Consider the following 26,963-nt stretch of genomic DNA (forward strand, 5'->3'; position numbering starts at 1 on the left):
ATTATTAATTATTTAAGAACGAACATGGAAGAACAGATAAAACGAGCTGTCAGAAATTTGAATATCAGTTATGTTTTCTTTTGGGTGCTCCCGGCATTTTTGCTTGGGGCAGGAGAGTTTGAACTCTTTCCCGTAGGAGGTTTGGTAGATAACGCACCGGCTATCTACTATTTTGAGACGGTCGGCATTTTGCTTACTGCTTTGTGTGTGCCTCTTTCTCTCAAATTATATAGCTTGGTGCTTAAGAAAAAGATAGATCACATGACTATCACGCTTGCCTTGAAGCGATATGTGCAATGGAACATTGTTCGCTTGGGAGTGCTTGAAGTAGCTATTGTGGTGAACCTTTTGTGTTACTACCTGACGTTGAGCAGTACGGGTAACCTCTGTATGCTGATTGGCCTCACGGCGTCACTTTTCTGCCTGCCCAGTGAGAAGAGATTGCGTAACGAACTTCACATTGCAAAAGAAGAAAAGCTATGAGACAGTCTTTCTTGATGAACGATCGTATCTATCTTCGTGCGGTAGAACCGGAAGATATGGATATAATGTATGAGATGGAAAATGATCCTTCGATGTGGGACATCAGTAACTTTACAGTTCCATACTCCCGTTACGTATTGCGCCAATATATTGAAGGTTCGCAGTGTGATGTGTTTGCGGATAAGCAATTACGTTTGATGATGGTACGCAAATCCGACCAGTGTATCCTTGGTACGATTGATATTACGGATTTCGTTCCCCTTCATTCGCGGGGAGAAGTAGGAATTGCCGTGCATAAGGATTATCGTCAGCAAGGGTATGCCACCGACGCATTGAAGCTGCTTTGTGAATATGCTTTTGATTTTCTGTCTTTAAGTCAGCTTTATGCACATGTCACGACAGATAATGACGTTTGTGTAAAGCTGTTCACGTCTTGTGGCTTCGTTCAATGCGGATTATTGAAAAACTGGCTGAAAGTGGAGGGCTGCTACAAAGATGCATTGCTCCTCCAATGTTTGAATCCTAAGAAATAAAATATTAGTTGAGAGTAGGCACTTGTGGGAAGCGTGACCACGTTTCGTACTTGCTGCCTAGTTTCTCTAAAGCAGTCCGCCACATATCTTTGATATTGTTTTTCATCAGATATGATTTTTCTTCTTCAGACACCAACCATGTGTTTTCTCTGATTTCGTTATTTAGCTGTTCGCTGTCCCATCCGGAATATCCCAGGAAGAAACGGATACATTCGCTGATTTTATTTCCTTGTAATATATATTTCTTTATTTCATCAAAATCTCCATTCAGATAAAGTCCTTTGCTGATAGAGATAGAGCCGGGGATGTCTGATAGTGTATGGAGGTAAAATAAAGTATCAGTGGCAATCGGTCCACCCTTGTATAGAGGAATCTCGTCCAGATATTTAAATTCCATGATGATATCGTTCAGGAATAATGGCAGTTGTTTGTTGATAACCAATCCCATACTTCCTTCGTCCGTATGATCGACCAGTAAAATTACGGATCTGCCAAACGTTGCATCACGCAGAAAAGGTTCAGATATTAAAATCTTTCCTCTTGATGGTAACACATTATTCGATTGAATCTTAAATATGTCAGAGTCGATATTCATGCCACTAAAGTAAGAAAAAAAACGGAATAACAATCGTTCTTTCCGTTTTTTTTCATTTTAAGAATGGCTTTTATGAATATCTCATGTCAAATAATCAGGCTATCGGATGATTTTCAGCAAATAGTTTCATTCTTTCATCCAATTGCGCATACTGATGGTCTTTAATAAAAGAGGTACACGCGCGCAATCCTTCCTGATGGCTTCCTGTTGTAACCAAAGAGATAGCGCTCACTCCGTAGTACATCAGTTCTTTGGCCAGTTCGCCGCTGGTCATTCCCGGATATCCGATGGTAAAATAGAATCCGTCCGCAATCGGGTCGCCCAAGTCGTTGTCATATACCAGGTGGAAACCGTGACGGAGGAAGATTTCTTTCAATTTTTGTGCTCTCTCACCATAGATCTTCACTTCGTTGAGGAAGTTATATTGTCCTTCGTTGGCAGCTTTCAGCATGGCAGCCATGGCGAATTGTGCGGAATGACTTGTTCCTGATGAAAGTGCATAAAGTACGCGATGGATGAAAACAGTTCCAAAGGTACCGCCGCCATATCGTTTGGTCAGTCCCGGATAGCTTCGGTGGTATAATTTATCAGAGATACAGCTTACGCCAATACGCTGTCCGGCGTAGCTGAATGCTTTCGAACCGGAAATCAATAATACATAATTATCTGTATAATGGGCTACTGATGGCTGGAAAGGAGGTTGGTATGGTTTGCTCAAATCCTGCCGGAAGTCCATCGCGAAATAAGCCAAGTCTTCCAAAACAATCACATCATACTGCGTTGCCAATTCACCGATAATCTGCAATTCTTCCTCTTTCAGGCAAATCCAGCTGGGGTTATTGGGATTCGAATAAATGATAGCTGATATATTTCCTTTTTTCAGATAGCTTTCCAGTTTCTCTTTCAGTTTGTCACCGCGGTAGTCATATACATCAAACGTTTCGAACTTTTGTCCCATTACTACCAACTGCTGCTTCTGTACCGGAAATCCGGGATCGATGAATAAAATCGTATCTTTCTTTTCGTCGCATTGGCTGCAAGTGAGGAATGAAGCGAATGTTCCTTGCATAGAGCCGGTGACAGGTACGCATCCCTCCGGATTTAAATCCACGTTGATAAATGCTTTGATAAAGTTGGACGCCTCTTTTTTCAGTTCCGGCAATCCGTTGATATCGGGGTATAGGCTGGCAATGCCATTTTGTAACGCTTCAATCTCTGCTTTCACACCTACTGCGGAAGGAGGGAGCCCCGGAACGCCCATTTCCATTTTAATAAATTCAACTCCCGATGCAGCTTCTGCTTTTGAAGCAATAGCTTTCACTTCCCGAATGGTAGCTTTTGAAAAATCGACAATTTGAAACTCATTTATAGTTTCATCAATCAGATGTCGTTCAATTGGTGTATTTTTCATTCTATTTTCTATTTTATTAGTAGCTGCAAATGTACACGATAATTCTTAATAAATCCACTTTTTCAGAAAAAAGATACTGAAGCTATTGCAGGTTTCAAAAAAATATCTACCTTTGCATCCGCAATCGAGAGAGATGCTTTAATGAATATTTTGGTGCGTTAGTTCAGTTGGTTAGAATACATGCCTGTCACGCATGGGGTCACGGGTTCGAGTCCCGTACGCACCGCACTTCCCAAACAAAAAATCCTCTGGTTTCTAGTAAATTAGAGGATTTTTTATTTGGAAGATAGCGATTAATCGCTATCTGTTTTTTCCATCATATCCCCATTTTATATAGATAGCTCCCCAGGCAAATCCTGCTCCGAATGCAGTGAGAATTAGGTTATCTCCTTTTTTGAATTTATCTTCAAAATCCCAAAGGCAGAGTGGGAGAGTGCCTGCACTGGTATTGCCGTATCGTTCAATATTAACCATGACCTTTTCGGCGGGAACTTCCAAACGTTGTGTTACAGCAGTGATAATGCGTTGATTAGCTTGATGGGGAATCACCCAGTCGATATTGTCTTTGCTTAGATGGTTTCTTGCAATAATAGATTCACAGGCATCTGCCATGTTAGATACCGCGTATTTGAATACAGTGCGTCCTTCCTGATAGATGTAGTGCATTTGATTATCCAATGAATAATAAGAAGGGGTGCATACGGAACCACCGGCTTTAATATGTAAAAAAGGTAATCCTTTACCATCTGTCCTTAACACAGCATCCATAATACCCAAATCTTCAGTAGTAGGTTCAAGCATGACGGCTGCTCCGCCATCGCCGAAAATAGGACATGTTGCCCGATCGGTATAGTTTATTATTGACGACATCTTTTCAGCACCTACCACCACCACTTTCTTGTAATTTCCGGAACGGATAAAGTTAGCTCCTGTTTCCAATGCATATAAAAAACCACTGCAAACGGCCTGTATGTCGAAAGCAAAAGCTCTTTTCAGTTCCAGTCTCTCACATAAAATAGAAGCAGTGGAAGGAAAGCGGTAATCAGGAGTTGTTGTAGCTACAATTACCAGATCAATATCATCCGGATTTGTATGGGTGCGTTTTATCAGTTGTTTGACAGCTTTACGAGCTATGTAAGAAGTTCCTAGTCCTTCATCTTTCAGAATACGCCTTTCCTTAATACCAATACGCCCCATAATCCATTCATCGGTGGTATCTACCATTTTTGAAATCTCATCATTGGTCAAGATATAATCGGGTACATATCCTCCGACTCCTGTAATTACTGCGTTTATATTTTCCATTTGTTTTATCTAGTTTGGTAAATTGAATAAGGAGGTTGATCCAATAATAAAAATGCGGGCGCAAATATATGGAAAAGAGACTGAAATCCAATATTAGTTTGTGAAACTGTAGCCTTTTTAATTAATAAAAAGGAATATTTGACCAAATTTTGTCTAACTTTTTAATTGACGATTTTTGTTTAAAGTGACGGACTGTCGTAAATACTTGATTGATAGAGCATCATGAGTGCTATTCCAATATTGGCAACCAAGAAGTTTGTCGAGTAACTTGTTTGGGCATAAAGATGGCATATCGGTTATTCAATTTGTATAAAACCCTCCTATAAATTCGAGCTTGCCACGCCGGGCAAATTTTTCTTTTATGGTCATGATATCAATTACTTGCCCGGCATGGTACATACTTTGCAAGGCAGCATAAATCTCACGGTTCGTTTCAGTGTAAAATACTTCCGGCCGTAATATGCCGGCAACCAGTGTAATAGCTTTGCTTTCCAGCAGGCAGGCACCGAGCACGACTTCTTCGAGTTCGGCGTCCTGTGGGTTTGTTATCTCACTCATTTTCTTTTCTAATAATCATATTCATTCATAAATGCCTTATTTGACAGGTAGTCCGGTTGGTTGAGGTGTACAATTTTACGGTTATGAACGGCTAAATATTTTAATATTGGCTCATGTGTCCAATACCCCTGATTATTGCCCATATTTTTGGACCTCTCTGTCTGCCTTCTTCTACTCTTGCTCAAACGCCCTGTTAAAAGGGGAGGCCGGCATGCCTATATTAGCACTTCGACCACCCCTTCATCCATTAATATATAAATGAAAAAAAGAATGTATTAAAATACATTATATCTTTTTCCCCATTTTCGGGACAGCAAGATATGAATTCTTTTTTATCATTTCGTATACTAATGCAGGCGTTCCCCAGAACCTTACAATAATCGCAATTTGCTGAGGAGTGAGCGTTGTGGTATGCGGGGTGAATCCCGCTTCCGTGAGTTGGTTCAGTAATACTGCATGTTCTTTGATGATCCGACGGAATGCTTTCACCGCTGAACAATTATACTGATAGTTCGGAAAATAAGCTACTGCCACTTCGGATAGTGCATGGCAGCCATGAAGCAGCCAGTCATATCCATTGTTTAAAATATTTAAATATTCCGCAAAAGTACGATTCGTTTCATTGGAAGGAAAAACCGATTTTATGATGCCGGTAATTTAAATGTGTTATAAGTATGAATATTTTTAAATAAAAATCTAATTATTTAAACAATCTTCTCTATATTTGCATGTGAGATTAGATTTTATATGGCATTTTTGCCGGTTAATAATCAGTAAGGTCAAACCGTTTATATATAACTAAATTTTATAATGTCAAAAGGAATAGAGATCATAAAAGATCGTTTACAACGAAAGCGTGAACAGTACATTCGTCAGGAAGAGAAAATAGAACAAATGAAATGTACAATGCAAAACACTAGCGAGGAAATAGAGCAGCTGGAATATGTTCTTAGTGAAATGGAACACATATTGGATACGCATCGTGAGCCACGAGTGATTCCCAATGACAAAGTGGGAGACGTGTTTGTATATCTCTGTCGGGTGTTTGAGTTTTTACAGCACCGCTTAAAGCTGCATTTTAAATATAAACTGGCATGTGAAGTCATCTTTGCCCGTTATCAATTTCAAAGCCGGTCGCATACTCCCGGGCGGGAATATCTAAGCTTTGCCACCATACTGACTTACTTTAAACGTGAGAGAGGAATGACGGACGGGTGATTTCAAAAATATCGAAATATAGAGATAATAACATGAAAAACAAATGTTTTAGGAACAGAAATGACGAATTTGATATTTTTTCCTTATTTTTGTGTGTCCATTTTTGAATGATATGATACAGATAATACGATTAAAAGGAAAAGACAAACATTTATATCGGCTTGTGGCGCCGATGGTGATGGATCCCGAAGTGATACGCGCAAACAATAATTACCCTTTCAAGACGGGCGAAGAGTATGTGTGGTTTATTGCGATTGAAGATAAAGAAGTGGTGGGCTTCGTGCCGGTGGAACAGAAAAGCCGGAAGAAAGCTGTAATCAATAATTATTATGTAAAGGCAGAAGACGCCGGACGGGAGGAAATCCTGTCGCATTTGTTGCCTGCCGTTATTGCGGAATTCGGGCCTGAGAGTTGGTTGCTCAATTCGGTCACACTGGTACAAGATAAAGAAACATTTGAAAAGTTTGAATTTGTATCGATGGACAAGAAATGGACACGGTATGTAAAAATGTATAGATAACTTATGGCGAAAAAGAAAATAGCAGGCACAAAGAATGTATATGAATTAGCACAAGAACGACTGAAAGTTATATTTAATGAATTTGATAATATATATGTGTCATTCTCCGGAGGTAAAGACAGCGGGGTACTGCTGAATATGTGTATCGATTATATCCGGAAGAATAACCTGAAGGTACGTTTGGGAGTTTTTCACATGGATTATGAAATCCAGTATAAAATGACCATCGACTATGTGGACCGGATGCTGGAAGCTAACAAGGATATTCTGGATGTGTACCGGGTATGTATTCCTTTCCGTGTGGCTACCTGTACCTCGATGTATCAATCCTTTTGGCGTCCCTGGGAAGATAATAAAAAGAATATATGGGTTCGTTCCATGCCTAAAAAGGCAATGACTAAAGATGATTTTCCTTTTTATAATACAACCATGTGGGATTATGAATTCCAGATGCGCTTTGCGCAATGGATACATACTAAAAATGACGCAGTGCGCACTTGTTGTCTGATCGGAATCCGTACACAGGAGAGTTTCAACCGATGGAGATGTATCTATATGAGCCGTAAATTCCAGATGTATCATAAATACAAATGGACTTCAAAAGTAGGGAATGATATTTATAATGCCTATCCTATATTCGACTGGAAGACAACGGATGTATGGACGGCCAATGGAAAATTCCAGTGGGATTATAATACTTTATATGACCTTTACTATCGTGCCGGAGTCAATTTGGAGCGTCAGCGTGTAGCAAGTCCTTTTATTAACGAAGCGCAAGAGAGTCTGCAACTTTACCGGGTGCTAGATCCCAATACCTGGGGCAAAATGGTCGGAAGGGTGAACGGTGTGAACTTTACCGGTATGTATGGCGGTACTCATGCGATGGGATGGCAGTCGGTGAAACTTCCTGAAGGATATACATGGCGAGAGTTTATGTATTTCTTGTTGTCCACTTTGCCGGAACGGGCGAGGAAAAACTATCTTCGTAAACTTTCAGTGAGCGTGAATTTCTGGCGGACAAAAGGTGGATGTCTAAGTGATGCTACCATCCAAAAGTTGATTGATGCGAAAGTACCGATTATCGTTATGGACAACAGTAACTACAAAACGTTGAAAAAACCGGTACGTATGGAATATCAGGATGATATCGACATTCCGGAATTCAAAGAAATACCCACGTATAAGCGAATGTGTGTTTGTATTCTTAAAAATGACCATGCCTGCAAATATATGGGATTCTCACCTACGAAGGAGGAGATGAGTAAGAGGAGTCAAATTATGGAACAATATAGAATCATAGTATCATGAGTGTAGATAAAAGCCCTGTTTACGAGGTAAAAGCGGTACCCGTAGAAAAAGTATATGCGAACGATTATAATCCGAATGTCGTTGCACCGCCTGAAATGAAGTTGCTGGAACTTTCTATTTGGGAAGATGGCTTTACAATGCCATGTGTATGTTACTACAATAAAGATGAAGACTATTATATACTGGTGGACGGCTACCATCGCTATACGGTATTGAAAACTTCCCAACGAATCTATAAGCGTGAAAACGGCTTATTGCCGATTGTGGTGATAGACAAAGACCTGTCTAACCGTATGAGTTCGACCATCCGGCACAACCGTGCGCGTGGAATGCATAACATTGAATTGATGTGCAACATTGTTGCGGAACTTGACAAGGCAGGTATGTCCGATCAATGGATAATGAAAAATATTGGTATGGACCGTGATGAATTGTTGCGTCTGAAACAAATTTCAGGACTTGCCGATCTGTTTGCTAATCGCGAATTCAGTATTCCTGATGAGGTGGCACCTACGGAAACAGAGCGTAAAACCTTATAATTTGATAACTATATATACATATAGAAATTGAACTTTTTGTCATTTAGGCACAAATTATACAAGTTATTGGGCTATTTTGTTGTATAAAATAGCTATGTCTTTTGTCTAATTTGTGCCTAAGTTGTGTCTAAATGACACAGAAAACTATAACTTCCCTCCATTGTCCAAGTTTTTATGAGAGAAACTTGGGATTTTTTTAATGTTCGCATATCGAAAGAAATGAGGATATTAAATATTTTTGTTGTGAATTTCGTAACCCTCTTGTTCGCTACCTGCATAATTAGCCTCTTTATTCTAAGTTGATTCTCTGTAACAGAAATGAATACAATTTTGTATCTCCTTTAATATTCCGAAATTTGCAATATGAGATTTGGACAAAAATATTGTCCTGAGAGAAAAGCAAAAAGAGAAATAAGAGAGATATACAAGAAGTAGAAGAAAGTATATTAGAGAATTAATGAGAGAAATAACAAAACTTACAATCAGTATTTTATATTTGATTTTTTTATTATCTGTGATGTGTGTGCAGGGGTCGAATGTGACCGGCACTCTCTTTCAATTAACATCGAAGGTGACAACTTGTGCGGATATATATGCCAGGTTGTTGACTAAGCCGTTGAGCAATCCTTTGCTTGGCTCTCTGTCTTATAGTGACACTCAAGAAACTATCCCCATGAATTTATAACATTAAAAACAGGAAATTTGGAAAAAGAAGTTCATATTAGACAAAGGGAAGCTGTTCCTGCTACGGGAAGTACACTTCAGCTCATGCCTACTGGAAATTTAAATTCGGAGGTGTATGAAATCGATTATTTCTGCCTTACGGGCGAAGTGGATGAAAGTGCTAAAAATTGGATTCGTCTGTATTCTTCCGTAATGCCGGAGGGACATACAGGAGAAGAACGCATTATCGTTGAAGACGGTAAGATCTATATTAAGGTATTGCCCAATGTAGAGGCGGATTCCAGAAACGGAATCGTACATCTCACAACAATGGTGTCTTCCGTTAAAACGGGCATCAGTAATGTGCAACGCATAAAAATAGATGTTACTCAATTGGGGCAATAAACAACAGTAAATGTGATATAAATGAAGAAAGTTGCTATACTCATATTATTCATGCTCGGATGTGCCATTTCCGAGGGGCATGCCCAGAAGGTTGCGCTGAAAAGCAATCTGCTATATGACGCTACTACTACCATGAATCTGGGACTGGAGATCGGACTGGCGCGTAAATGGACGCTGGATATTCCGGTCAATTATAATCCGTGGAAACTTTCCGACGGCAAACGCCTCCGTCATTGGGGAATACAACCTGAAGTCCGTTACTGGTTTTGTGAGAGTTTTCGCCGTATGTTTGTCGGAATGCATGGACATTATGCCGATTTCAATGTAGGGGGATGGCCCGACTGGTCTTTTATCAGTGACAATATGCAGCATACGCGTTATCAAGGATATCTTTATGGTGGTGGCTTTTCCGTAGGATATTCGTGGATTCTGAAAAAACGCTGGAGTATAGAAACATCTGTCGGAGTGGGATATGCGCACATTGTATATGACAAGTATCCTTGCGCTACTTGTGGTACGAGACTAAAGGAAAGCAGCAAAAACTATTTCGGGCCTACTAAAGCAAGTGTGTCACTTATTTATGTAATTAAATAATGAGGAGTATGATAATAAGAAAAATAGGTTTCCTTGTGTGTATGTTGGTGGTTTGCAGCCTGAATATAAACACAGCTATGGCTCAATCCCGCTCTTACGAAGGTGTCATTACTGTGAATCCGGTGCGGTTGGAACAGAAAGGTGATTTTATTCATGTCGATATAGATTTTGTTTTGAATAATGTGAAAGTGAAATCTGCCCGGGGAATGGATTTTATTCCGCGGCTGGTGACTCCCGGACGTACTCAGAATCTTCCGAAAGTTTCTATTAAAGGTCGTGACGAGTATCTGGCGTATGAGCGTGAGCTTGCGTTGATGAGCGCCAAAGAGAAAAGAAACTACGAGAAGCCATATATAGTGGAAAAAGCTGGAAAACTAAGAAATGATACGATTCGGTATCAATATCTGGTTCCGTTCGAATCATGGATGAAGGATGCGCGCTTGGACGTGCAGCGTGATGAATGTGGTTGCGGCGAAACGGCATTGATGAACATAGAGGAGTTTGGCAAAGTGACGTTGGAACGTGTATGGACGCCTTACGTAGCGGTTCCTCAGTTTGCTTATCTGCAACCGAAAGTGGAAGAAATCAAACAACGGGATATTCAAGCAGAATGTTTTCTGGATTTCGAGGTGAATAAAGTCAATATTCGTCCCGAATACATGAATAACCCTCAGGAACTAGCTAAAATCCGCAAGATGATCGATGAGCTGAAGTCCGATCCGAATGTGAAAGTGAACCGTCTGGATATTATCGGTTATGCTTCTCCGGAAGGAACATTGGCAGCGAACAAACGTCTGTCTGAAGGGCGTGCCATGGCGCTTCGGGATTATCTGGCACACAGATACGATTTTCCGAGAAACCAATACTACATTGTCTTTGGAGGTGAAAACTGGGACGGACTGGAGAAGGCGCTTGAAACAATCGAATTGGAATATAAAGACGAAGTGCTGGATATTATCAGGAATATACCTATTGAAAAAGGAAGAGAAACAAAACTGATGCAACTTCACGGAGGAACACCTTACCGATACTTGTTGAAGTATATTTTTCCAAGTTTGCGTGTGGCTATCTGCAAAGTGAATTACGAAGTGAGGAATTTTAGTGTGGAGGAAGCGAAAGAGATTATCAAGACGCGTCCGCAGAATTTGAGCTTGAATGAAATGTTTCTGGTGGCTAATACCTATCCGACAGGCTCGCAAGAGTTTATTGATGTGTTCGAAACGGCTGTACGGATGTATCCGCAGAGTGAGATTGCAAATATAAATGCTGCTACTGCCGCTTTATCACGCAATGACTTGGTTTCGGCCGAACGTTATCTGGGTATGGTGAATTCGAATAAGAATTTGCCGGAATATAATAATGCTATGGGAATATTAATGTTAATGAAGGGAGATTATGAATTATCGAAGAAGTATTTGAAGGTCGCAGAGCAGTTAGGTCTGGATGCAGCTAGGGGCAATCTGGAAGAATTAGTCAGGAAGAAGGCTAATGCTGCCGAGATGAGAAAAAATGGTAAGTAAAACTTACTAATTAAGTGGGAAATTATATATGTATTAATTCTAATAATTTTTTGTATTATGCTAAAGATTAAATCAATTTTAGTTTCGTTGCTGGCCGTTGTGGCATTAGCAAGTTGTTCAAATGAGAATCTGGAGGAAAATCCGGAGGTTGAAGGGGGAGCAGGTTATGATGTAGCTTACGTATCAATTAGTCTGACTAATCCAAAAGTGCCTGGTTCACGTGCTTCTGGTGAACAGCCGGCTTTGCCTGCAGAAAGCGCGATTAATGAGCTTTATGTGATTACGTTCGATGCGGGTAAGGTGGTGACTAAGGATGAAAAGGCAACTAAGTATGCCACGGTATTGGGATCAGGTTCTTTCGGAACAAATAGTGGAGTTACGACTCCGAATACTCCGGTTAAAGTGGATCCGAATACTAAGTATTTGCTTGTTATAGCCAATCCGGGTTACCAATTAAAGGATCGCTTGGATAACCTTTCAGAGGGTGCAACCTATGCTACCATCAATGCAATGGTTACAGTTCCTGAAAACAATACTAAGCCCAACAATGCTTATCTGGTAGAGGAGGTTGTACACTCCAATGGTTGTGCAATGATTAATGTCGGATTCTACGATGATTCCGATTCGGATCCATCCAATCATGCATGGAAAGATGAATGTCTGCTCGATGTATCGGACAAGATTGTTTTGGTCAGTGACTATAAATCGGAAGCGCAAGCTCAGAATGCAGCGAAAAGTAATCCGGCTACTCTTGAGATAGAACGCCTTGCTGCAAAGTTGGAAGTTATGATTGGCAGTCCATTAGCAGTTGGACCTTTTGAAGATGGAACAAATGCAAGTCTTGGACAATTTGATTTTGGAAACTGGACTATAGACTACTATAACTCTCTGTTCTATCCTTTTGCAAAGAAGACTACCACAGCGTCATCTCATACTACCGGATTCTACAAAAGTAACTTCTATACAGTTGACCCGAACTTTACGACTGCAGGTGGAACTGAATATCTTACAGGCATTGTTAAGAATACACTTGATGCTAACCGCGAACCTAAGGTAGAGTGGGTTGCTGAAAGTGCAGATGCGGGTGATAATTATAAATACTGTATCGAGAATACGATGGCTGAAGGATATCAGAAGTTCGGTGCGGCTACGCGTCTGGTACTTAAGGGACAGTATGCACCTTGGAAGTCCGGTGAATTTACTTTGGGAGATGACTGGTATCGTCTTCCTAACGGAACTAACTCTGTAAACTTCAAAAGTTTTGCTGACTTGCTGGCTGCTTATACACCTGCTAAAGCTAAACAAACAAACTCAGACCCTATGACCGCCCAGGAGAAACTCTTGGTTACAGCATGCGAACTGTTCTATACTCAGATACAATCTGAACTTACCACCAATGATCCGGGTAGTTTTGCTCTTCTTACACAGACTATTCTTGATGACAACAACATTAAGAATGGTGGTGAACTGTGTAAAAAAGAAGGTTGCATCTATTGGTATCCAAAGAGTCTCAACTATTACTACTATGAGATTCGTCATGACAATGCAGCCAACTCTTATATGGAGTATGGAAAATACGGTGTAGTACGTAATAACTATTATACGCTTACGCTGACAAAGGTAAATGGTAACGGTACACCGTGGTATCCTGGTGGTGGACCCGAAGATCCGGATGAAGAAGAAGATATCGATAAGAAAGGTGCTTATCTCCACTTTGAGATTAAAGTTGCTCCGTGGATATACTGGACTACAAATTTCGAAATCTAAAGAACCTCTTTACTTTCAAAGAAAACAGGGCAGTGCGGACTGCCTGCCCTGTACTTTTTTTAATAGATATTCTGTGCGGAACAGACCGCCGAAAAAAGTAAAAACAAGCCGGTGACAGGCTTCCCAAAAACAGCACTGAAATATACCGGCGCATCCGAGATGCAATGAAATGCAAAGCGCGCCCCTAAAAGAGGAAATAACCGGAGGTCACAAAATAGAGATCTCTGACAATATAAAATGGCAAACCGATAGGGTTGCCTCCTAAAAGAAAAAGATATGTTCGGAAAAACTAAATCGCTGTTCCTTATCGTTGCTTCGATGCTATGTATGGCTTCGTGCGACAGTATACGCGAAGACCTTCCACGGTGCGAGCTTTGGTTGGAATTTGTATTCGACTACAATATGGAATATGCGGATGCATTTAATCCGCAGGTTAAATCGGTGGATGTACTTGTGTTCGACAGCGATGATAAATTGCTTTTCACCAAAAGTGCCGAGGTTGCTGCGCTGGTGGGTGGAAACCGGATGTCGTTGACCGACGAGCTCGATTTCGGAAGTTATAAAGTACTGACCGTCGGAAGTCTGTCTGACAGATTCCGTCTTTCGGACAATGCAGGTAATAAACTGGCACCGGGAACTAGCACCCTCCAACAGGTCATTGTATCCCTGAAGCGAGAGACGGATGTTGTTAATTTCGAGTTTCAGCATCTTTACTTCGGAGAGGTTGTAGAAGTGGACCACCTGCCATCCAGTACCGACCATAAAATTTATCCGGTGAACCTGATACGTGACACCAATCGGTTTAATCTCGCGTTAATGGGATATGAGGAAAATAAAGTGGATGGCACACAATATACATTTGAAATTCAGGCGCCGGAAAATGCAGTTTATTCCTGGGAAAACGAACCCGCAGGACAAGGGCCGGTTACTTATGTGCCTTACTATACAGGTCCGGGTGAAATATCCGACGTGGTTATGTCCGCACGCCTGAACACGATGCGTTTGCTCAACAGGAGTGGATGGGATTATAAATTTATTATAAGGGATGCGAATACCGAAGCTGAAGTCTGGAGCTATAATCTGATGACACTCTTGAGTATTGCACGGCCGGTTTCCCGTTACGACGGAACGGAGCTTCCCTTTCAGGAATATCTTGACAGGCAGAGTGAATGGAACCTGATATTTACAGTTGTTGAAAAAAACGGAGGAGGATTCCTTCAAATTGGTATTGTCGTGGGGAACTGGATTCATTGGCTCCACGGGATGGAAGTTTAAGAATGAGAAAAAAGCTATTACATATCATTTGTCTGGCATCCACCATCCTTTTGTTCTCATGTAGTAGAGAAGCTGATGTGGCTTATGAGTTGCCTGCCCATACTACCCGGGCGCAACTTAGCATCGACTTGGTGAACAATGGGGATGTGGAACAACAGGAGAAGATAAACTCCATGCGGTTTATCGTATTCGGCAGCACGCCCGGTGGCGTGAGGCTGGATGTGAATGAACACATCTTGTTGAGTACTCCGGAGACAGCTACTGATATAGATGCGCAACTTCTCGAAGTGACTTCCAGCAATGATATCCTGGTCGTAGTTATTGCCAACGAACCGCAGAGCCTCACAAGCAAACTTGACGGTATAGCCAATCTTTTGACATTGCAGGAGATGATTTACGATATCTCCAGCATACTGAATAATGACGGGCAGATCATTTCGACGACTGGAATGCCTATGACAGGGGTGATCCGGGATATATCCATAGCACCCGATGAAACCAAAACAGTACAAATGGTGATCGAACGTGCCGTAGCCAGAGTAGATGTCTTTATCGAAGCTATAGACGGCGGGGCGGTGACCGGATATATTGCCGGAAGCACCAGTGTCACCTTGCACAATTTCTCTCACGATAGCTATTTCGTGATGGGAAACGTGGATAACGGTACGCGTGATAACGCCGACTCTTCAAAAAACTACGGAAAAGTGAAGGAAGACGTGTCGGAAAGCAATTTGTTAACGCATAGCTGGACGGCTACGACTACAGAAACCTGGGCATATTCATCGGCTGCCGGAGCTGAAAACCGGAAGTTGCTTTGCTCGTTCTATACAGCCGAACGCCTATTCAAGTCGGATTATTCCGACCGACTGTCTATCAGTATGGCTAATGTCCCGAAAGGACCTTCGGACGTCACTGGAATAACCGAGAAAGTAATTGAAAGCGTAACAAAGGTTGACGACACAGGCAGTCCGACGGCGCAACCTTTTACGGAGATCCGTCGGAACAACGTGTATCAGGTAACGGCACGCGTCGGAAAAATAGGTATTCAGATACTGACGATAAGCGTGGAAGATTGGGGTGAAAGACAAGACATTGACTTGGATCTGGGCTTGTAATATCTTTCGTTGATTGTTTTTAATTTCGGAAAAGAAGTAAGATGATAAAGACTATTAATAATATTAGGATGATTATGGCAATGGCTGTCCTTTCGGCTGTCCTCTTTTCGTGTGTCAGAGAAGAGATGACGTGTGATAAGGAATTAATTGTTGTGCAACGTATCGGAGAAGGCGGCTATGTCTACACTCGTGGTGCGGCAATCTCTTCGAATACCGATCTGAAAGAAGAGACTTTCGGTCTTTACGGCTCACTGACTCCCAATGCTTCCGTTCCCCAACCATACTTCAATGCAAGTGCCACGGTTAACGCCGACCTAACAGCCACCATCTCGCCGTTGCAATATTGGCCCGGATTGCTGAATGCGAGCATGAAATTCTTCTCTTGGTATCCGTACAACGATGCGAATGCGCCTACTGCGAGTTTCACTGATCCCGAAAAAATGGTGCTGAATTATACAGCGAATGAATCCGCTGCTAATCATGTCGATGTACTAGCGGCTATATCAGGTCCTGTATGGATTGAGGGTGTGAATATACACTTCTACCACACATTGACTAAGGTTACCTTTACATTCAAAAAAGTAGCTCCTGTGCCGGATGAGGTGACTATCGAGAAAATAGAATTCCAGAATGTGGGAAAAAGCGGTAAACTTGCCATGACTGAAATTCCGACTACCACGACGAAAAACGGCAAACCGAAGTTTGTCTGGAGCGATGTTGCCACCGGGAAGGTCGTTTCTACTCTCACCGATAACAAAACGGTGACCGAAGATGCCACCTTGATGGGGGATACATTCCTCATGTTGCCGACCGACGCTTTCTCCGCAACCGCCAAAATCGTTGTTACCACCAACTTTGGCGACCGGGAATTCCTCTTCAGTGATATTATTGCCAAGAACCCGCATTCTTGGGAGTCAGGCGAGTACATCAACTATAATCTTACGATATCCAACGAAACCTATCAGCTTTCAGCCACGCCGCTTGAATGGACGGAAAGCCCGGTGAATGTGATTTTCGACAAACAATATTATCTCAAATTATCGCAGACCAAGGTACAGACGGCTGGTGATGGTGTCACTGTCAATATAGAAGCGAAAACGAATTATGATGCCAATCCGAATACGGGCTATCTGCCGGGTGCGTCATTAAACAAAAGTACTATGGATACGTGGGCAACGGTTAATATGACTCAGACATCCCTTTCGGGAGGTGTGTATACCTATAATATCCAGGTTGTGATGCCCGGATTTAACTCCGGAACCGGAACTAAGCGGGAAACAGGCTTTTATATCAATGCCGGTAATCTGCGGCATCATGTACTGTTGAGCCAGTGGAAAGAAGACGGAGAGTGGTTGACCTCGAACGTAGAATTGGACGGCAGTGATGGTGGAACCGGAAATATGCAACGTCGCAAGCTTGTCTTTACTTCGGGCAACCCGGGAACGTGGGAGTGGAAGATAACCCAGATACAGGATCCGGATAAAATTCTGCTTAACAGTGAGACAATGCTCGAAACAAGTGGCGTGAGTGGTGATGTGGTTTACTTCTACTTTAGAGCCGATGCTGTGTCCGGTGATACGGCTACACTCACACTAACCAATACGAATGGTGATAATCTGCCAATAGCGGTGACATTGACTGCGCCATAATGGCGAATATGTAATATTAAAGTTTAAGGAAAGGAAATAGAAATATGCAATATGGGATTTCAATCATAAGAAGGTGCTATCTTTTGTCTGTTTTGTTGATGACGGTATGGCTTACCGGATGCGTACAGGAAGAATTAGGATCGACACCTTCTCCGGCAGGAAACGGTATCCGGTTTACATTAACGGTTCCCGATGTAAACCTCCCGTCCGTATCTTCGCGTACGATGACCGGAGCGGGAACTGCAAAGAAAGAAGACGAAATAAAAACGGTGGATATTCTTGTTTTTGATATGTCAAAAACACCGGCGGTATACCTGGAATGCGTCAGCGCTACAGGAGTTACTCAGGACTTGGCTGACAATTCCACTGTGAGTTTCTCTGCTGTGCTTTCTCCCACTACCGCATCTACTTGCATCGTGGTTGTGGCAAATAAGGAACTTGATAATATTGTGTCGGGCTTCATGAAGGGAACGACCACCAAGGTTGAGGCAATGGAAAAGATGCTCCACGCCCAGACCGGCAAATGGCTGGCAGACGGTTCGACGACTGATGGGTATACGCGGATTCCGATGTACGGGGAGAAGGTAATAAGCAAAATCACTCCTTCGATGGATCCGATAACTGGCATAAATATGAAACGTATGCTGGCGCGCATCGATATCCGTAATAACAGTGCCACTTCGAATTTCACGGTCGAAGAGGTTTACCTGGCTAATTACAATACCACCGGATACATTGCTCCGGCATGGAACACGAACGGGCAGGTTACTGACCCGGCTCCGGATACTCCGGTTCTCCCTGTGAACAGTGGTAAAATGACGGAAGAAGGGGATGCAATTCTTTACTCCGTAAATGGCAACACACCCTACGATGGGGAGATTTATACATTTGAATCTCTAGCAGCAGAGGATGCCGGTGGTGTGGGACAAGATGGAGAAGCGAGCCGTAAGAATGCTACTTGCCTGATTGTGAAAGGAAGAATCGGTACGGGCGAATCGACATTTTACCGGGTGGATTTTACCAAAACCGGAAATACAGGAGAGCAGGTGGAATATTTGTCCTTGAAGCGAAACCATAAATACATCATTACCATTACTAAGGCGTTGGGAATCGGTTATAAAAGTTTTAGCGAGGCGTTGGCATCTTATACAGTCATGTCCAACCTTAAATTCCGATTGATACACTATGACCGTGATAAGGTCAAAGATGTAGTCTACAATGGGCAATATATGCTCGGAGTGGGTGAATCGGAGGTCGCTGTAACTCAATACCAGAATAATAGTTATGCCATAGACGTTTTTACTGACAATCCCGGCGGTTGGAAGGCCACCGTTACTGCAGGGAGCGACTGGCTCAAATTTGAAGGTGGAGTCGATGCGGCGTCGGGCGTTGCGAACGATGATACCCAACTCAAATTGAAGATTCCTTATTTTAATAATGAAACTATAGGTGTTGAGCGTAAGGCTACTGTTACGTTGACAGCAGGGCGCTTGACTCACAATATTGAAGTGACGCAGTATACGATAGATCCGGGAATTATCAAATTTGTCGATGCATACGGAAATGTGTTGGAGAGAGGTCTTTTTTTCCCGATTAGAAATCCCGATGGTGACGAACTCCCTCTTGAACCGCAGACGGTGTATGTCATGTTTTCCGTGGATAAGATAGAAGGTAAACTTTTTGACGCTAACGATATCGGTATGATCCAATACAATGCCGGCGGTTTAATTCCGCAATTAGACAGGACGAATACGGTACCATTCAGTGAAAGGGTGCAGGCGTTTACCATACAGCCTAATCCGCGAAGAGCAGGTGATGGTACTGTTGAAGATGGTGAAGGTTGGTGGTGGCGTTGGGATTTCATCTTATTCGGCCTGTACGATAAGGAGGGATACCTCACTCATGTACAATTCCCCATCAATCAAGGGGAGTTGGAATTCTCATTCCGATATATTCCCACTACAGTCAATAGCCGTACTTATAAAGTCAATCTGGGTGCGGAGCAATACTTGCAATTGTTTGTCAATAACAATTGGGAAATTATGGATATTGAGGAATTGAATATAACGAACGATGATGGTACCGGACTGATTCGGACCGATTCGGATAATGATGTAATTATAGGCAGAAAGAATGCGGACGACAAGATGTATCTTGAGTCTATCATAGGCTATGATGACGGAAAGGGTAATGATGTGGTTGGCCACGGATACGATTTTAGGCTGAAGCTTCACCCTGGCAAGTGGAAAGAGGGAAAAAGTGGAACGATAAGAATCACGTTCAGAAATGTAATGCATACTGTGTCGGATGAAGAATTCCCGTTTTATCGTACGATTGACCTTCAGATGGTATCCGAAACCAAATCTTACACAACTGCAGGGGAACCTCTTTTCTATCTTTATCCACTTCGGTTTGATAACAGGCTATATTATAAGGAAATAGGCGAGACGAAGCAAAGTGTGGGACGGTTGGAAAATGTAGCCGATGCGGAGGATATCTGTAGGAATATAGGCGATGGTTGGCGTCTGCCTACTGCCAGTGAACTGTTGCTGTCATTCGCTTATGAAAATGCTTTGGGTGGCAATGCAGAGAATTATAATAATCATGATAGCCAGAATATATATGGGTGGTATCAAAACTGGACCGGTAATTACTGGACTTCATCATACTATGAGGCTAAAGGCTCTGCTACCCGTTTTTGGATGGAGATGTCGGCAGGTTTTTTGGATTCCGAATCTGTTAGCAAGAATAATTATTTCCGTTGCGTGAGGAATAATACAAATAGTGGAAAGAAGTACCCTTATCTAACGGTAGAATCCTCGGGGGTCACTATTGTCTCTCGTGATGCCAGTGGAGGAACGGATCCTTCGGTATTATTTGCTTCAGGTGAAACTCCGGGTACAAGTGACGCGATGAATAAGATTGCTCCTAAGTTTCAGATTGAAAATACCAGTAGTAATGGTAAAACTTGGTCGGAAGCAAAAGCGGCATGCGAAAACAAAGGGAGTGGCTGGCGTCTGCCTACCCAGCGTGAGATGTATCTGGTGCTCAGTATGGGAGGGGCCGTTACCAGCATTGAAAACCAAGGTTTCGGTGGTTCGACTACTTGGACAGGGAGCGGATTCGAGAAGATTAGCGCTGTACATTGGACATTGACTTCACGCGATGGCGGCTATTGGGTGGTCGGACATAATAATGGTGAATTCGGCGCATGGACTACTGGAGAATCCACAGATTGGGCTTGGTATCGTTGTGTGCGCACAATAGAATAAAAGCTAAAAGAAAAGAGCTGTATCAGAATCTTGTTTGTCTTCATTCTGATACAGCTCGTCTTTTACATCTCTTTCTTTTATATCCTAAAATCTACAATTGTTTACAACGTATTGATAACTTCCAATTGCTTTTGTAAAAAAGCGATACGCTGTGCTTCTCCACTTTCTGAAACCAGAATAGAGTGGCGTTTCAGCGATTGAATCCAATTGCGTTGCATCTGGCAGATATACGAGCTTTGCGAATCCATCGAATTGATAGAATATACCCGCAGCAGGCTGACTTGGTAATCATGTTTCTCGATATAACTGTAAGTGGCTTCGAAACTGATATTGGACAGATAGAAAGATACTTTCTTGTTTTCGCTGAACTCTCCTTTTATGGACAGATGTTCTACCACGCCAAGTAACTGAAGAAGCTCTTCCTTTAAATGCATGACATCGTCCTTGCTTATCAGATTCAGACTGGCAAAGTACTTGATCTCTTTCACAAAAGAATAAAAGATATTTGTGTCCCAGATGAAAAACGTTTTTGGACACTGTCTTATACTTTCACTCAGCTTCTTATGCACATTGACGATCCGTTCATCCACAGACATCTCTTCCAAAGAATGTGGCGTCTTTATATCTCCATTCTGATACATCCATCGGCAAAGACGGAATTTAGACAAATTCTCATAGGAAGAATAAAGTGTAAAGGGCAGGGAATTGGATGCAGTATACACCTCCGTCGTATTATCTGTTTTCACATAGTCGAAAATTTGCAGATAACGGTTGATTATTTCGTAATAACTTTCCAGCGCACTGGAAGCATGAAGCAAGTTCAGGTCGAAAGTAACTTTATTAGATACATGGCTACCGACAATCTGGTCGATAGAAATGCCGAGTTTTTGAGAAAGCAGCGCTACTTCGTCTATTGTAAAAGACACCTCACCCCTCAATCTGCGATAGACAGCTTCCTTTCCCATGCATAAAATGTCAGCCAAAGTATTGGCCAGATTCATATCTTGAGGAATTCGCTCCCTCATTGTAGATATTAATTCGTTTAGAATACCGTTTTTCATTGTTTGTTCCTTTAATTTTAATGTTAATAATCTCTGTGATACATTCTATGCAAAATTACGTCTTGTGTTTGAAAGATTTGTGTGGTAAAACAGAGATGAATGTGCAGGTCTTTTTCTGATTGGGAATCAAGTGGGTAGGATGGGAACAGGGAATGAAAAAAAGTAGATAAGATTCTTATCTACTTTCATTTATTGGAACTTAATTTTTTTTGAAGTTCTAATCTGCGAAAATAAAATTAAAGAGCGTCAATAATTTCTCGCTGTTGCTTGAAGAATTGAATACGCTGCATTTCGCCGCTTTCGGATATCAAAGTGGAGAACTTTTTCAGAGATTGAATCCATTCTTTCAAGGTACAGAAAATTTCGTTGTCCATCGTGGTAATGGAGTTGATAGAATAAATACGTATGAGGCTCAGTTGCAGGTTATTGATGTCTACATAACTATATGTTGCCTCGAAGTTGATATTCGACACATAAATGCGTACACGATTGCCGCCGGCTGTTTTACCGTTGATAGCCAGTTCTTCCAGTTCATCCGCCAATAAGAATAATTCTTTTTTGATTTCTTCTTTTGTTTCGTCGGAAATGAGATGGATGCTGGCGAAGTATTGGATATCGTTGATGAGATGCTGGAAAATCATATTATCCCATATGTAGTCTATGGAGTGGATATGACGTGTCATTGCTACATAGTCTTTTTGGATATTGACCAATTTCGATGGAATATCCAACTCTTCGAAGCTCTTGCAATCAATATATTTATTCTGGTACATCCATTTGAATAAACGGAATTTTGCCAGAAGCTCATGTTTCAGATAGAGAGTCTGGGGAATAATGTTGGCAGAAGTTCCCATTACAGAATTCGGGTCATCCGGCATCGTATTGATCAGCGAGACATATTTTTCAAGGATATTGTAGTAACTCTCGAACGGGTCGTCATAATCTACAATGTTTATATTGAACATGGCGTTCGATTTGAAACTTAGTCCTATAATCTTGTCTAGCGATATACCCAGTTTTCTTGAAATAAGAGCCGACTCTTGCAAGGTGAAAGGTACTTCACCGCGCAATCTTCTATATACTGCCTCTTTTCCTATGTATAGCGTGTCCATTAACATATCTGCCAGTTGCCCTTTGAGCGGGAACTTTTCCTTCATCGCTTCTATGAGGTTTGCATTTGGATTATTTGTCATCATAATAGTTCTAATAAATAATACTTTTTTATTATAAACATTTGTCAGTGGCAAGTTGTTTCGGAAATTGAAACTATTTAAATCTTCTTTTTTTTAAAATATCCTCTCCGAAAATTGTTTATTTTAAGCAAATCGGTTACATTTGTGACCATAAACAAAACGAAGAGACAGCGTCTCTTTAGTAAACAATAGAAATATTTAGAATGAAAAGAATATTGGTAAGTGGCGGAGCCGGTTTTATAGGCTCTCATCTCTGTACACGGCTTATAAACGAAGGTCACGACGTGATATGCCTGGATAATTTTTTTACGGGTTCGAAAGATAATATCATTCACTTGATGGATAATCATCATTTTGAGGTGGTGAGGCATGATGTCACTTATCCTTATTCGGCTGAAGTAGATGAAATCTATAATTTGGCCTGTCCGGCATCTCCCATTCATTATCAACATGACCCGATTCAAACTGCCAAAACATCTGTGATGGGAGCCATTAATATGCTGGGATTGGCAATGAGACTGGATGCCAAGATTCTGCAAGCTTCTACGAGTGAGGTATATGGAGATCCAATCGTTCATCCGCAACCGGAAAGCTATTGGGGAAATGTGAATCCGGTAGGTTACCGGTCTTGCTATGATGAGGGAAAGCGTTGCGCAGAAACATTATTTATGGATTATCACCGTCAGAACAATGTGCGTGTGAAGATTATCCGTATTTTTAATACGTATGGTCCGCGAATGTTGCCGAATGACGGACGGGTTGTTTCTAATTTTATTCTTCAAGCGTTGAATAATGAAGATATAACAATATATGGTGATGGGAAGCAGACACGCAGCTTCCAGTATATTGATGATTTGATTGAAGGAATGATAAGAATGATGAATACGGAGGACGAGTTTACAGGTCCTATAAACCTGGGGAATCCGAATGAATTTCCGGTATTGGAATTGGCGGAAAGGATCATTAGTATGACCGGTTCATCTTCGAAGATTGTATTTAAGTCTTTACCGGATGATGATCCGAAGCAACGCCAACCGGATATTACATTGGCTAAAGAGAAATTGGGCTGGCAGCCTACTGTTGAACTTGAAGAGGGGCTGAAGCGTATGATTGAATATTTTAAAAATGTCTGAAGCATAAAAAAAGAAAATTATGAATATGGAAATTAATCCTTCTGAATATAAAGTCCTTATTGTGGACGATGTAATATCAAACGTCCTTTTATTAAAGGTACTTTTGACCAACGAGAAATTCAAAATTGTGACTGCCGGTAATGGAACACAGGCGTTGGAACAAGTGAAGAAGGAAAATCCGGATCTTGTATTACTGGATGTAATGATGCCGGATATCAGTGGCTTTGAGGTAGCTCAACAAATGAAAGCAGACCCCGAAATGGCTGAAATTCCCATTATCTTCCTGACTGCTCTAAATAGTACGGCGGATATCGTAAAAGGATTTCAGGTGGGTGGTAATGACTTTATTTCAAAGCCATTCAATAAAGAAGAATTGATTATTCGTGTGACGCACCAGATTTCGTTGGTTGCAGCGAAAAGAATCATTGTTGCACAAACGGAAGAGTTGCGTAAGACGATCATGGGACGCGACAAACTCTATTCTGTGATTGCACATGACTTGCGTTCACCAATGGGATCTATCAAGATGGTGCTGAATATGCTGATTCTGAATCTGCCAAGCGAAACAATTGGTGATGAGATGTATGAATTGCTGACAATGGCTAATCAGACAACAGAAGATGTATTCTCATTGCTTGATAATCTGCTGAAATGGACGAAGAGCCAGATTGGTAAACTGAAAGTGGTTTATCAGGATATTAATATGGTGGAAGTCGTAGAGGGCGTAAGTGAAATCTTTACGATGGTGGCCAGTCTGAAAAATATTAAGATAGTACAAGATGTGCCTGTAGAGAATGTGGCTGTTCGTGCTGATATTGACATGATTAAGACGGTGATTCGTAATTTAATCAGTAATGCGATTAAGTTTAGCAATGAAGGTTCGGAAGTAGTGGTGTCACTGGCAGAAGAAGACGGTATGGCAATCGTAAGTGTGAAAGACAGTGGTTGCGGTATTGATGACGAAAATCAGAAGAAGTTGCTGCATACCGATACTCATTTCAGTACCTTTGGTACAAACAATGAAGAAGGTTCGGGACTCGGATTGTTATTGTGTCAGGACTTTGTTGTCAAAAATGGCGGTAAACTTTGGTTTACTTCAAAGAAGGGAGACGGGTCTACATTTAGTTTCTCAATTCCATTGTTGGAGAAATAAGATAACTATAGATAATACGACTAGAAATAATAAGGGCACGGTTTGCATGAATATGTAAATCGTGCCCTTATTTAATTGGTATACCTCAAATCCGCAACTAAGCCCTTGAACGTCCTTATTGCGTTTACACGTCCTCTCATTACTGAATTTGCAGATAATTTGAACTTGAAGCACCCACTTCTGCCTACAATATCCCCTTACCCCACAATGTGACTTGAGGCAATACACAATATCATTCCCATAAGTTGTAGGCATTATCCAAAATCAGTCTGGAAAACATCTGCGTAAGCATTATTACAGGTATAGATGTTCAGCACATACCGCCTTGATGTCCTGATCCACTTGGCTGGTACAGAGATAAACCTGAAGACAAACGCTTTTATGCGACTTGTTGCATTGAGCCCGAACTTCTTTACGTCAAGTCTTTGAATAATGGCCTTGTAAAAGTTACGGATAAGTGCTGTAAGAAGAAGGAACACTGTGTTCTCTGCCATGAAGGATTTGGGCAATCTGTCCCACCCGAAACCATTGTTCATATCATCGAAGATACGTTCCTTTCCTCCACGAAGGTTATAGAACTCGACAATTTCTCTTACGGAAGAATCATAGTCGTTAGTCAGGATACAACGGTATGTGTATTCTCCTTCCCAAAAATCCTGCACACCATCCATCCGTTTCTGTCTTTGAATCACAAGTCGATATGCCTTACCTTTCCACTTCTCAACAAGGATAGAGTTCAATTCAAACTCAATGCCATTGATTTCCTCAGTTTTCCAGCCTTTGAGAGCAAAGGTGTCATTGTAGATCGAACTGCAGCGGTTAGCACGGATATAGAAGGACTTGCAGTGTTTTTCTATTTCCTCCACGATTTCCTCGGAACATGATCCACAATCAGCTCTGAAGCGATTGATAGTGAGCCCATTCTGTTCAAATCTCGCAAAGAACCTCTTCAGCGTGTCCTTCTGATGGAAACGAACATTTGTGTTACCATCGCTATTCTCTATACCGACTATCAAATCGCCAATAACCGCCACGCCAGGGCGATAACCAAGGAACTTCTTGTATGTAGGCTTTGCATCATACTTCTCTGTCTCTATGAACTGATGGTCGAAATCAACATCATACATCTCACCCTCTTTCAGTTGGCCAGATGCAAATATACAATTGAGCAATAAAGTATTGAGAGTGTCAGCCGTATTGAAATCGTAGGTCTTGCCCATATCTGATGTGTATGAAATGTTTTCTTGCGTCAACTCCTTTATCGCCCTGAGGATAGTATCAGAGCTACAAGTGCGAAGTGTCGGATGAAGCGAGAGGTGGTTCATCAAATGAGTAGTGACATCCTCAATACATGAACCGCTACAGAAGTAGATACTCATGAGAGAACGGATGATTTCGCTGTACTGATAACCGAACGATCTACACCTTAGACCGAGGGTTGAGTCGATTACAGATGATAATGTGGAGTCAAATTGCTCCATGATTGAAAATAATCCCCCAAAAGGAGTGAGTCTCTCAGATTTAATTTGTATCTTCGCCATGTCTATCGTCGGATTCTCTTGTTTTTTTTGCAACACTAAGATAAGTGAAAATTCTGACATGGCAAAATCCTGAGCAACTTTTTGTTGCTCAGGTACTTAAAAAGTTTAATTTATAATAGTGTTGCGGAATTAAGGGTATATTCTATTTTCGG

Annotated in this window: 23 protein-coding genes, 1 tRNA gene and 1 pseudogene; 17 read left to right on the top strand and 8 right to left on the bottom strand. The window is 41.5% G+C overall.

Features of this window, described 5'->3' with window-relative positions:
- Positions 1–24 precede the first annotated feature (24 nt).
- Together INE92_RS05060 and INE92_RS05065 are read left to right on the top strand one after the other, a co-directional pair.
- Positions 25–483 (top strand): hypothetical protein, encoded by a 459-nt coding sequence (locus INE92_RS05060; protein WP_044131866.1) that lies wholly within the window; start codon positions 25–27, stop codon positions 481–483.
- Positions 480–1,016 carry a GNAT family N-acetyltransferase gene (locus tag INE92_RS05065; RefSeq protein WP_008022161.1) on the top strand — a complete coding sequence of 179 codons (537 nt, stop codon included), beginning with the start codon at positions 480–482 and terminating at the stop codon, positions 1,014–1,016. Before INE92_RS05060 ends, INE92_RS05065 begins: the two co-directional genes overlap by 4 nt.
- A 4-nt stretch (positions 1,017–1,020) precedes the next feature.
- Here the strand turns inward: INE92_RS05065 and INE92_RS05070 are convergent, their stop codons facing one another.
- Together INE92_RS05070 and INE92_RS05075 are read right to left on the bottom strand one after the other, a co-directional pair.
- Positions 1,021–1,611 carry a YqgE/AlgH family protein gene (locus tag INE92_RS05070; protein ID WP_087317946.1) on the bottom strand — a complete coding sequence of 197 codons (591 nt, stop codon included), beginning with the start codon at positions 1,609–1,611 and terminating at the stop codon, positions 1,021–1,023.
- A gap of 94 nt (positions 1,612–1,705) precedes the next feature.
- Positions 1,706–3,022 carry a pyridoxal phosphate-dependent aminotransferase gene (locus INE92_RS05075; RefSeq protein WP_004314588.1) on the bottom strand — a complete coding sequence of 439 codons (1,317 nt, stop codon included), beginning with the start codon at positions 3,020–3,022 and terminating at the stop codon, positions 1,706–1,708.
- A 152-nt stretch (positions 3,023–3,174) separates the two neighbouring features.
- Between INE92_RS05075 and INE92_RS05080 the strand changes: the two genes are divergently transcribed.
- Positions 3,175–3,248: transfer RNA gene (locus tag INE92_RS05080), tRNA-Asp, on the top strand.
- Between the two features lie 74 nt (positions 3,249–3,322).
- Here the strand turns inward: INE92_RS05080 and INE92_RS05085 are convergent.
- From INE92_RS05085 to INE92_RS05095, 3 genes and pseudogenes are all read right to left on the bottom strand, one after another.
- Positions 3,323–4,327, bottom strand: a complete 1,005-nt coding sequence (locus tag INE92_RS05085; RefSeq protein WP_120143634.1) for a beta-ketoacyl-ACP synthase III — start codon at positions 4,325–4,327, stop codon at positions 3,323–3,325.
- 309 nt (positions 4,328–4,636) lie between these two features.
- A pseudogene (locus INE92_RS05090) lies at positions 4,637–4,885 on the bottom strand (DnaB-like helicase N-terminal domain-containing protein); the annotation flags it as partial.
- A 285-nt stretch (positions 4,886–5,170) separates the two neighbouring features.
- On the bottom strand, positions 5,171–5,542 hold the full coding sequence (locus INE92_RS05095; protein ID WP_306444729.1) for a DUF4248 domain-containing protein: 372 nt from the start codon (positions 5,540–5,542) through the stop codon (positions 5,171–5,173).
- 153 nt (positions 5,543–5,695) lie between these two features.
- Between INE92_RS05095 and INE92_RS05100 the strand changes: the two genes are divergently transcribed.
- The 12 genes from INE92_RS05100 to INE92_RS05155 all read left to right on the top strand — a co-directional run bounded on the left by INE92_RS05100 (position 5,696) and on the right by INE92_RS05155 (position 20,730).
- On the top strand, positions 5,696–6,103 hold the full coding sequence (locus INE92_RS05100) for a hypothetical protein (RefSeq protein WP_008640581.1): 408 nt from the start codon (positions 5,696–5,698) through the stop codon (positions 6,101–6,103).
- 112 nt (positions 6,104–6,215) lie between these two features.
- Positions 6,216–6,623: a hypothetical protein gene (locus INE92_RS05105; RefSeq protein ID WP_008022169.1), complete on the top strand. Its 408-nt coding sequence runs from the start codon at positions 6,216–6,218 to the stop codon at positions 6,621–6,623.
- 3 nt (positions 6,624–6,626) lie between these two features.
- On the top strand, positions 6,627–7,931 hold the full coding sequence (locus INE92_RS05110) for a DUF3440 domain-containing protein (protein ID WP_008640579.1): 1,305 nt from the start codon (positions 6,627–6,629) through the stop codon (positions 7,929–7,931).
- Positions 7,928–8,470 (top strand): IbrB-like domain-containing protein, encoded by a 543-nt coding sequence (locus INE92_RS05115; protein WP_074706541.1) that lies wholly within the window; start codon positions 7,928–7,930, stop codon positions 8,468–8,470. The genes INE92_RS05110 and INE92_RS05115 overlap by 4 nt, the downstream gene beginning before the upstream one ends.
- 702 nt (positions 8,471–9,172) lie before the next feature.
- Positions 9,173–9,538 carry a hypothetical protein gene (locus INE92_RS05120; protein WP_009039657.1) on the top strand — a complete coding sequence of 122 codons (366 nt, stop codon included), beginning with the start codon at positions 9,173–9,175 and terminating at the stop codon, positions 9,536–9,538.
- Between the two features lie 21 nt (positions 9,539–9,559).
- Positions 9,560–10,132 (top strand): DUF3575 domain-containing protein, encoded by a 573-nt coding sequence (locus INE92_RS05125; protein WP_015531221.1) that lies wholly within the window; start codon positions 9,560–9,562, stop codon positions 10,130–10,132.
- Positions 10,133–10,140: 8 nt separating this feature from the next.
- Positions 10,141–11,652: a DUF3868 domain-containing protein gene (locus INE92_RS05130; RefSeq protein WP_134993360.1), complete on the top strand. Its 1,512-nt coding sequence runs from the start codon at positions 10,141–10,143 to the stop codon at positions 11,650–11,652.
- Between the two features lie 57 nt (positions 11,653–11,709).
- On the top strand, positions 11,710–13,419 hold the full coding sequence (locus INE92_RS05135; RefSeq protein ID WP_004308188.1) for an Mfa1 family fimbria major subunit: 1,710 nt from the start codon (positions 11,710–11,712) through the stop codon (positions 13,417–13,419).
- A gap of 276 nt (positions 13,420–13,695) precedes the next feature.
- Positions 13,696–14,694 carry a FimB/Mfa2 family fimbrial subunit gene (locus INE92_RS05140; protein ID WP_004308186.1) on the top strand — a complete coding sequence of 333 codons (999 nt, stop codon included), beginning with the start codon at positions 13,696–13,698 and terminating at the stop codon, positions 14,692–14,694.
- A gap of 2 nt (positions 14,695–14,696) precedes the next feature.
- Entirely contained in the window at positions 14,697–15,809 is a 1,113-nt protein-coding gene (locus INE92_RS05145; RefSeq protein WP_009039653.1) for a hypothetical protein, read from the top strand.
- 41 nt (positions 15,810–15,850) lie between these two features.
- Positions 15,851–17,458: a fimbrillin family protein gene (locus tag INE92_RS05150; RefSeq protein WP_195435749.1), complete on the top strand. Its 1,608-nt coding sequence runs from the start codon at positions 15,851–15,853 to the stop codon at positions 17,456–17,458.
- Between the two features lie 44 nt (positions 17,459–17,502).
- Entirely contained in the window at positions 17,503–20,730 is a 3,228-nt protein-coding gene (locus tag INE92_RS05155; RefSeq protein ID WP_195435746.1) for a fimbrial protein, read from the top strand.
- A gap of 101 nt (positions 20,731–20,831) precedes the next feature.
- Here INE92_RS05155 and INE92_RS05160 read toward each other — a convergent pair whose 3' ends face one another.
- Positions 20,832–21,791 carry a hypothetical protein gene (locus INE92_RS05160; protein ID WP_008022188.1) on the bottom strand — a complete coding sequence of 320 codons (960 nt, stop codon included), beginning with the start codon at positions 21,789–21,791 and terminating at the stop codon, positions 20,832–20,834.
- A gap of 236 nt (positions 21,792–22,027) precedes the next feature.
- The gene (locus tag INE92_RS05165; protein ID WP_015531217.1) at positions 22,028–22,987 is read right to left on the bottom strand and encodes a hypothetical protein; all 960 of its coding nucleotides are present in this window, start codon (positions 22,985–22,987) and stop codon (positions 22,028–22,030) included.
- A gap of 200 nt (positions 22,988–23,187) precedes the next feature.
- On the opposite strand from INE92_RS05165, the gene INE92_RS05170 reads away from it, so the two are divergent.
- Both INE92_RS05170 and INE92_RS05175 read left to right on the top strand, forming a co-directional pair.
- Complete coding sequence (locus tag INE92_RS05170) at positions 23,188–24,117, top strand: UDP-glucuronic acid decarboxylase family protein (RefSeq protein ID WP_004300450.1); 930 nt, start codon at positions 23,188–23,190, stop codon at positions 24,115–24,117.
- Positions 24,118–24,136: 19 nt separating this feature from the next.
- Entirely contained in the window at positions 24,137–25,270 is a 1,134-nt protein-coding gene (locus INE92_RS05175) for a hybrid sensor histidine kinase/response regulator (protein ID WP_004300451.1), read from the top strand.
- A 254-nt stretch (positions 25,271–25,524) separates the two neighbouring features.
- On the opposite strand, the gene INE92_RS05180 is transcribed toward INE92_RS05175, so the two are convergent.
- Positions 25,525–26,811, bottom strand: a complete 1,287-nt coding sequence (locus tag INE92_RS05180; protein ID WP_009040242.1) for an IS1380-like element ISBf12 family transposase — start codon at positions 26,809–26,811, stop codon at positions 25,525–25,527.
- Between the last annotated feature and the right edge of the window lie 152 nt (positions 26,812–26,963).

The organism is Bacteroides xylanisolvens, from assembly GCF_018289135.1.
GTDB lineage: Bacteria > Bacteroidota > Bacteroidia > Bacteroidales > Bacteroidaceae > Bacteroides > Bacteroides xylanisolvens.

Bases quoted from the DNA above. Each gene is read 5' to 3' on its own strand.
- INE92_RS05060 (WP_044131866.1), top strand. From the start codon at position 25: ATGGAAGAACAGATAAAACGAGCTGTCAGAAATTTGAATATCAGTTAT.
- INE92_RS05065 (WP_008022161.1), top strand. From the start codon at position 480: ATGAGACAGTCTTTCTTGATGAACGATCGTATCTATCTTCGTGCGGTA.
- INE92_RS05070 (WP_087317946.1), bottom strand. From the start codon at position 1,611: ATGAATATCGACTCTGACATATTTAAGATTCAATCGAATAATGTGTTA.
- INE92_RS05075 (WP_004314588.1), bottom strand. From the start codon at position 3,022: ATGAAAAATACACCAATTGAACGACATCTGATTGATGAAACTATAAAT.
- INE92_RS05085 (WP_120143634.1), bottom strand. From the start codon at position 4,327: ATGGAAAATATAAACGCAGTAATTACAGGAGTCGGAGGATATGTACCC.
- INE92_RS05100 (WP_008640581.1), top strand. From the start codon at position 5,696: ATGTCAAAAGGAATAGAGATCATAAAAGATCGTTTACAACGAAAGCGT.
- INE92_RS05105 (WP_008022169.1), top strand. From the start codon at position 6,216: ATGATACAGATAATACGATTAAAAGGAAAAGACAAACATTTATATCGG.
- INE92_RS05110 (WP_008640579.1), top strand. From the start codon at position 6,627: ATGGCGAAAAAGAAAATAGCAGGCACAAAGAATGTATATGAATTAGCA.
- INE92_RS05115 (WP_074706541.1), top strand. From the start codon at position 7,928: ATGAGTGTAGATAAAAGCCCTGTTTACGAGGTAAAAGCGGTACCCGTA.
- INE92_RS05125 (WP_015531221.1), top strand. From the start codon at position 9,560: ATGAAGAAAGTTGCTATACTCATATTATTCATGCTCGGATGTGCCATT.
- INE92_RS05130 (WP_134993360.1), top strand. From the start codon at position 10,141: ATGATAATAAGAAAAATAGGTTTCCTTGTGTGTATGTTGGTGGTTTGC.
- INE92_RS05135 (WP_004308188.1), top strand. From the start codon at position 11,710: ATGCTAAAGATTAAATCAATTTTAGTTTCGTTGCTGGCCGTTGTGGCA.
- INE92_RS05140 (WP_004308186.1), top strand. From the start codon at position 13,696: ATGTTCGGAAAAACTAAATCGCTGTTCCTTATCGTTGCTTCGATGCTA.
- INE92_RS05145 (WP_009039653.1), top strand. From the start codon at position 14,697: ATGAGAAAAAAGCTATTACATATCATTTGTCTGGCATCCACCATCCTT.
- INE92_RS05150 (WP_195435749.1), top strand. From the start codon at position 15,851: ATGATAAAGACTATTAATAATATTAGGATGATTATGGCAATGGCTGTC.
- INE92_RS05155 (WP_195435746.1), top strand. From the start codon at position 17,503: ATGCAATATGGGATTTCAATCATAAGAAGGTGCTATCTTTTGTCTGTT.
- INE92_RS05160 (WP_008022188.1), bottom strand. From the start codon at position 21,791: ATGAAAAACGGTATTCTAAACGAATTAATATCTACAATGAGGGAGCGA.
- INE92_RS05165 (WP_015531217.1), bottom strand. From the start codon at position 22,987: ATGATGACAAATAATCCAAATGCAAACCTCATAGAAGCGATGAAGGAA.
- INE92_RS05170 (WP_004300450.1), top strand. From the start codon at position 23,188: ATGAAAAGAATATTGGTAAGTGGCGGAGCCGGTTTTATAGGCTCTCAT.
- INE92_RS05175 (WP_004300451.1), top strand. From the start codon at position 24,137: ATGAATATGGAAATTAATCCTTCTGAATATAAAGTCCTTATTGTGGAC.
- INE92_RS05180 (WP_009040242.1), bottom strand. From the start codon at position 26,811: ATGGCGAAGATACAAATTAAATCTGAGAGACTCACTCCTTTTGGGGGA.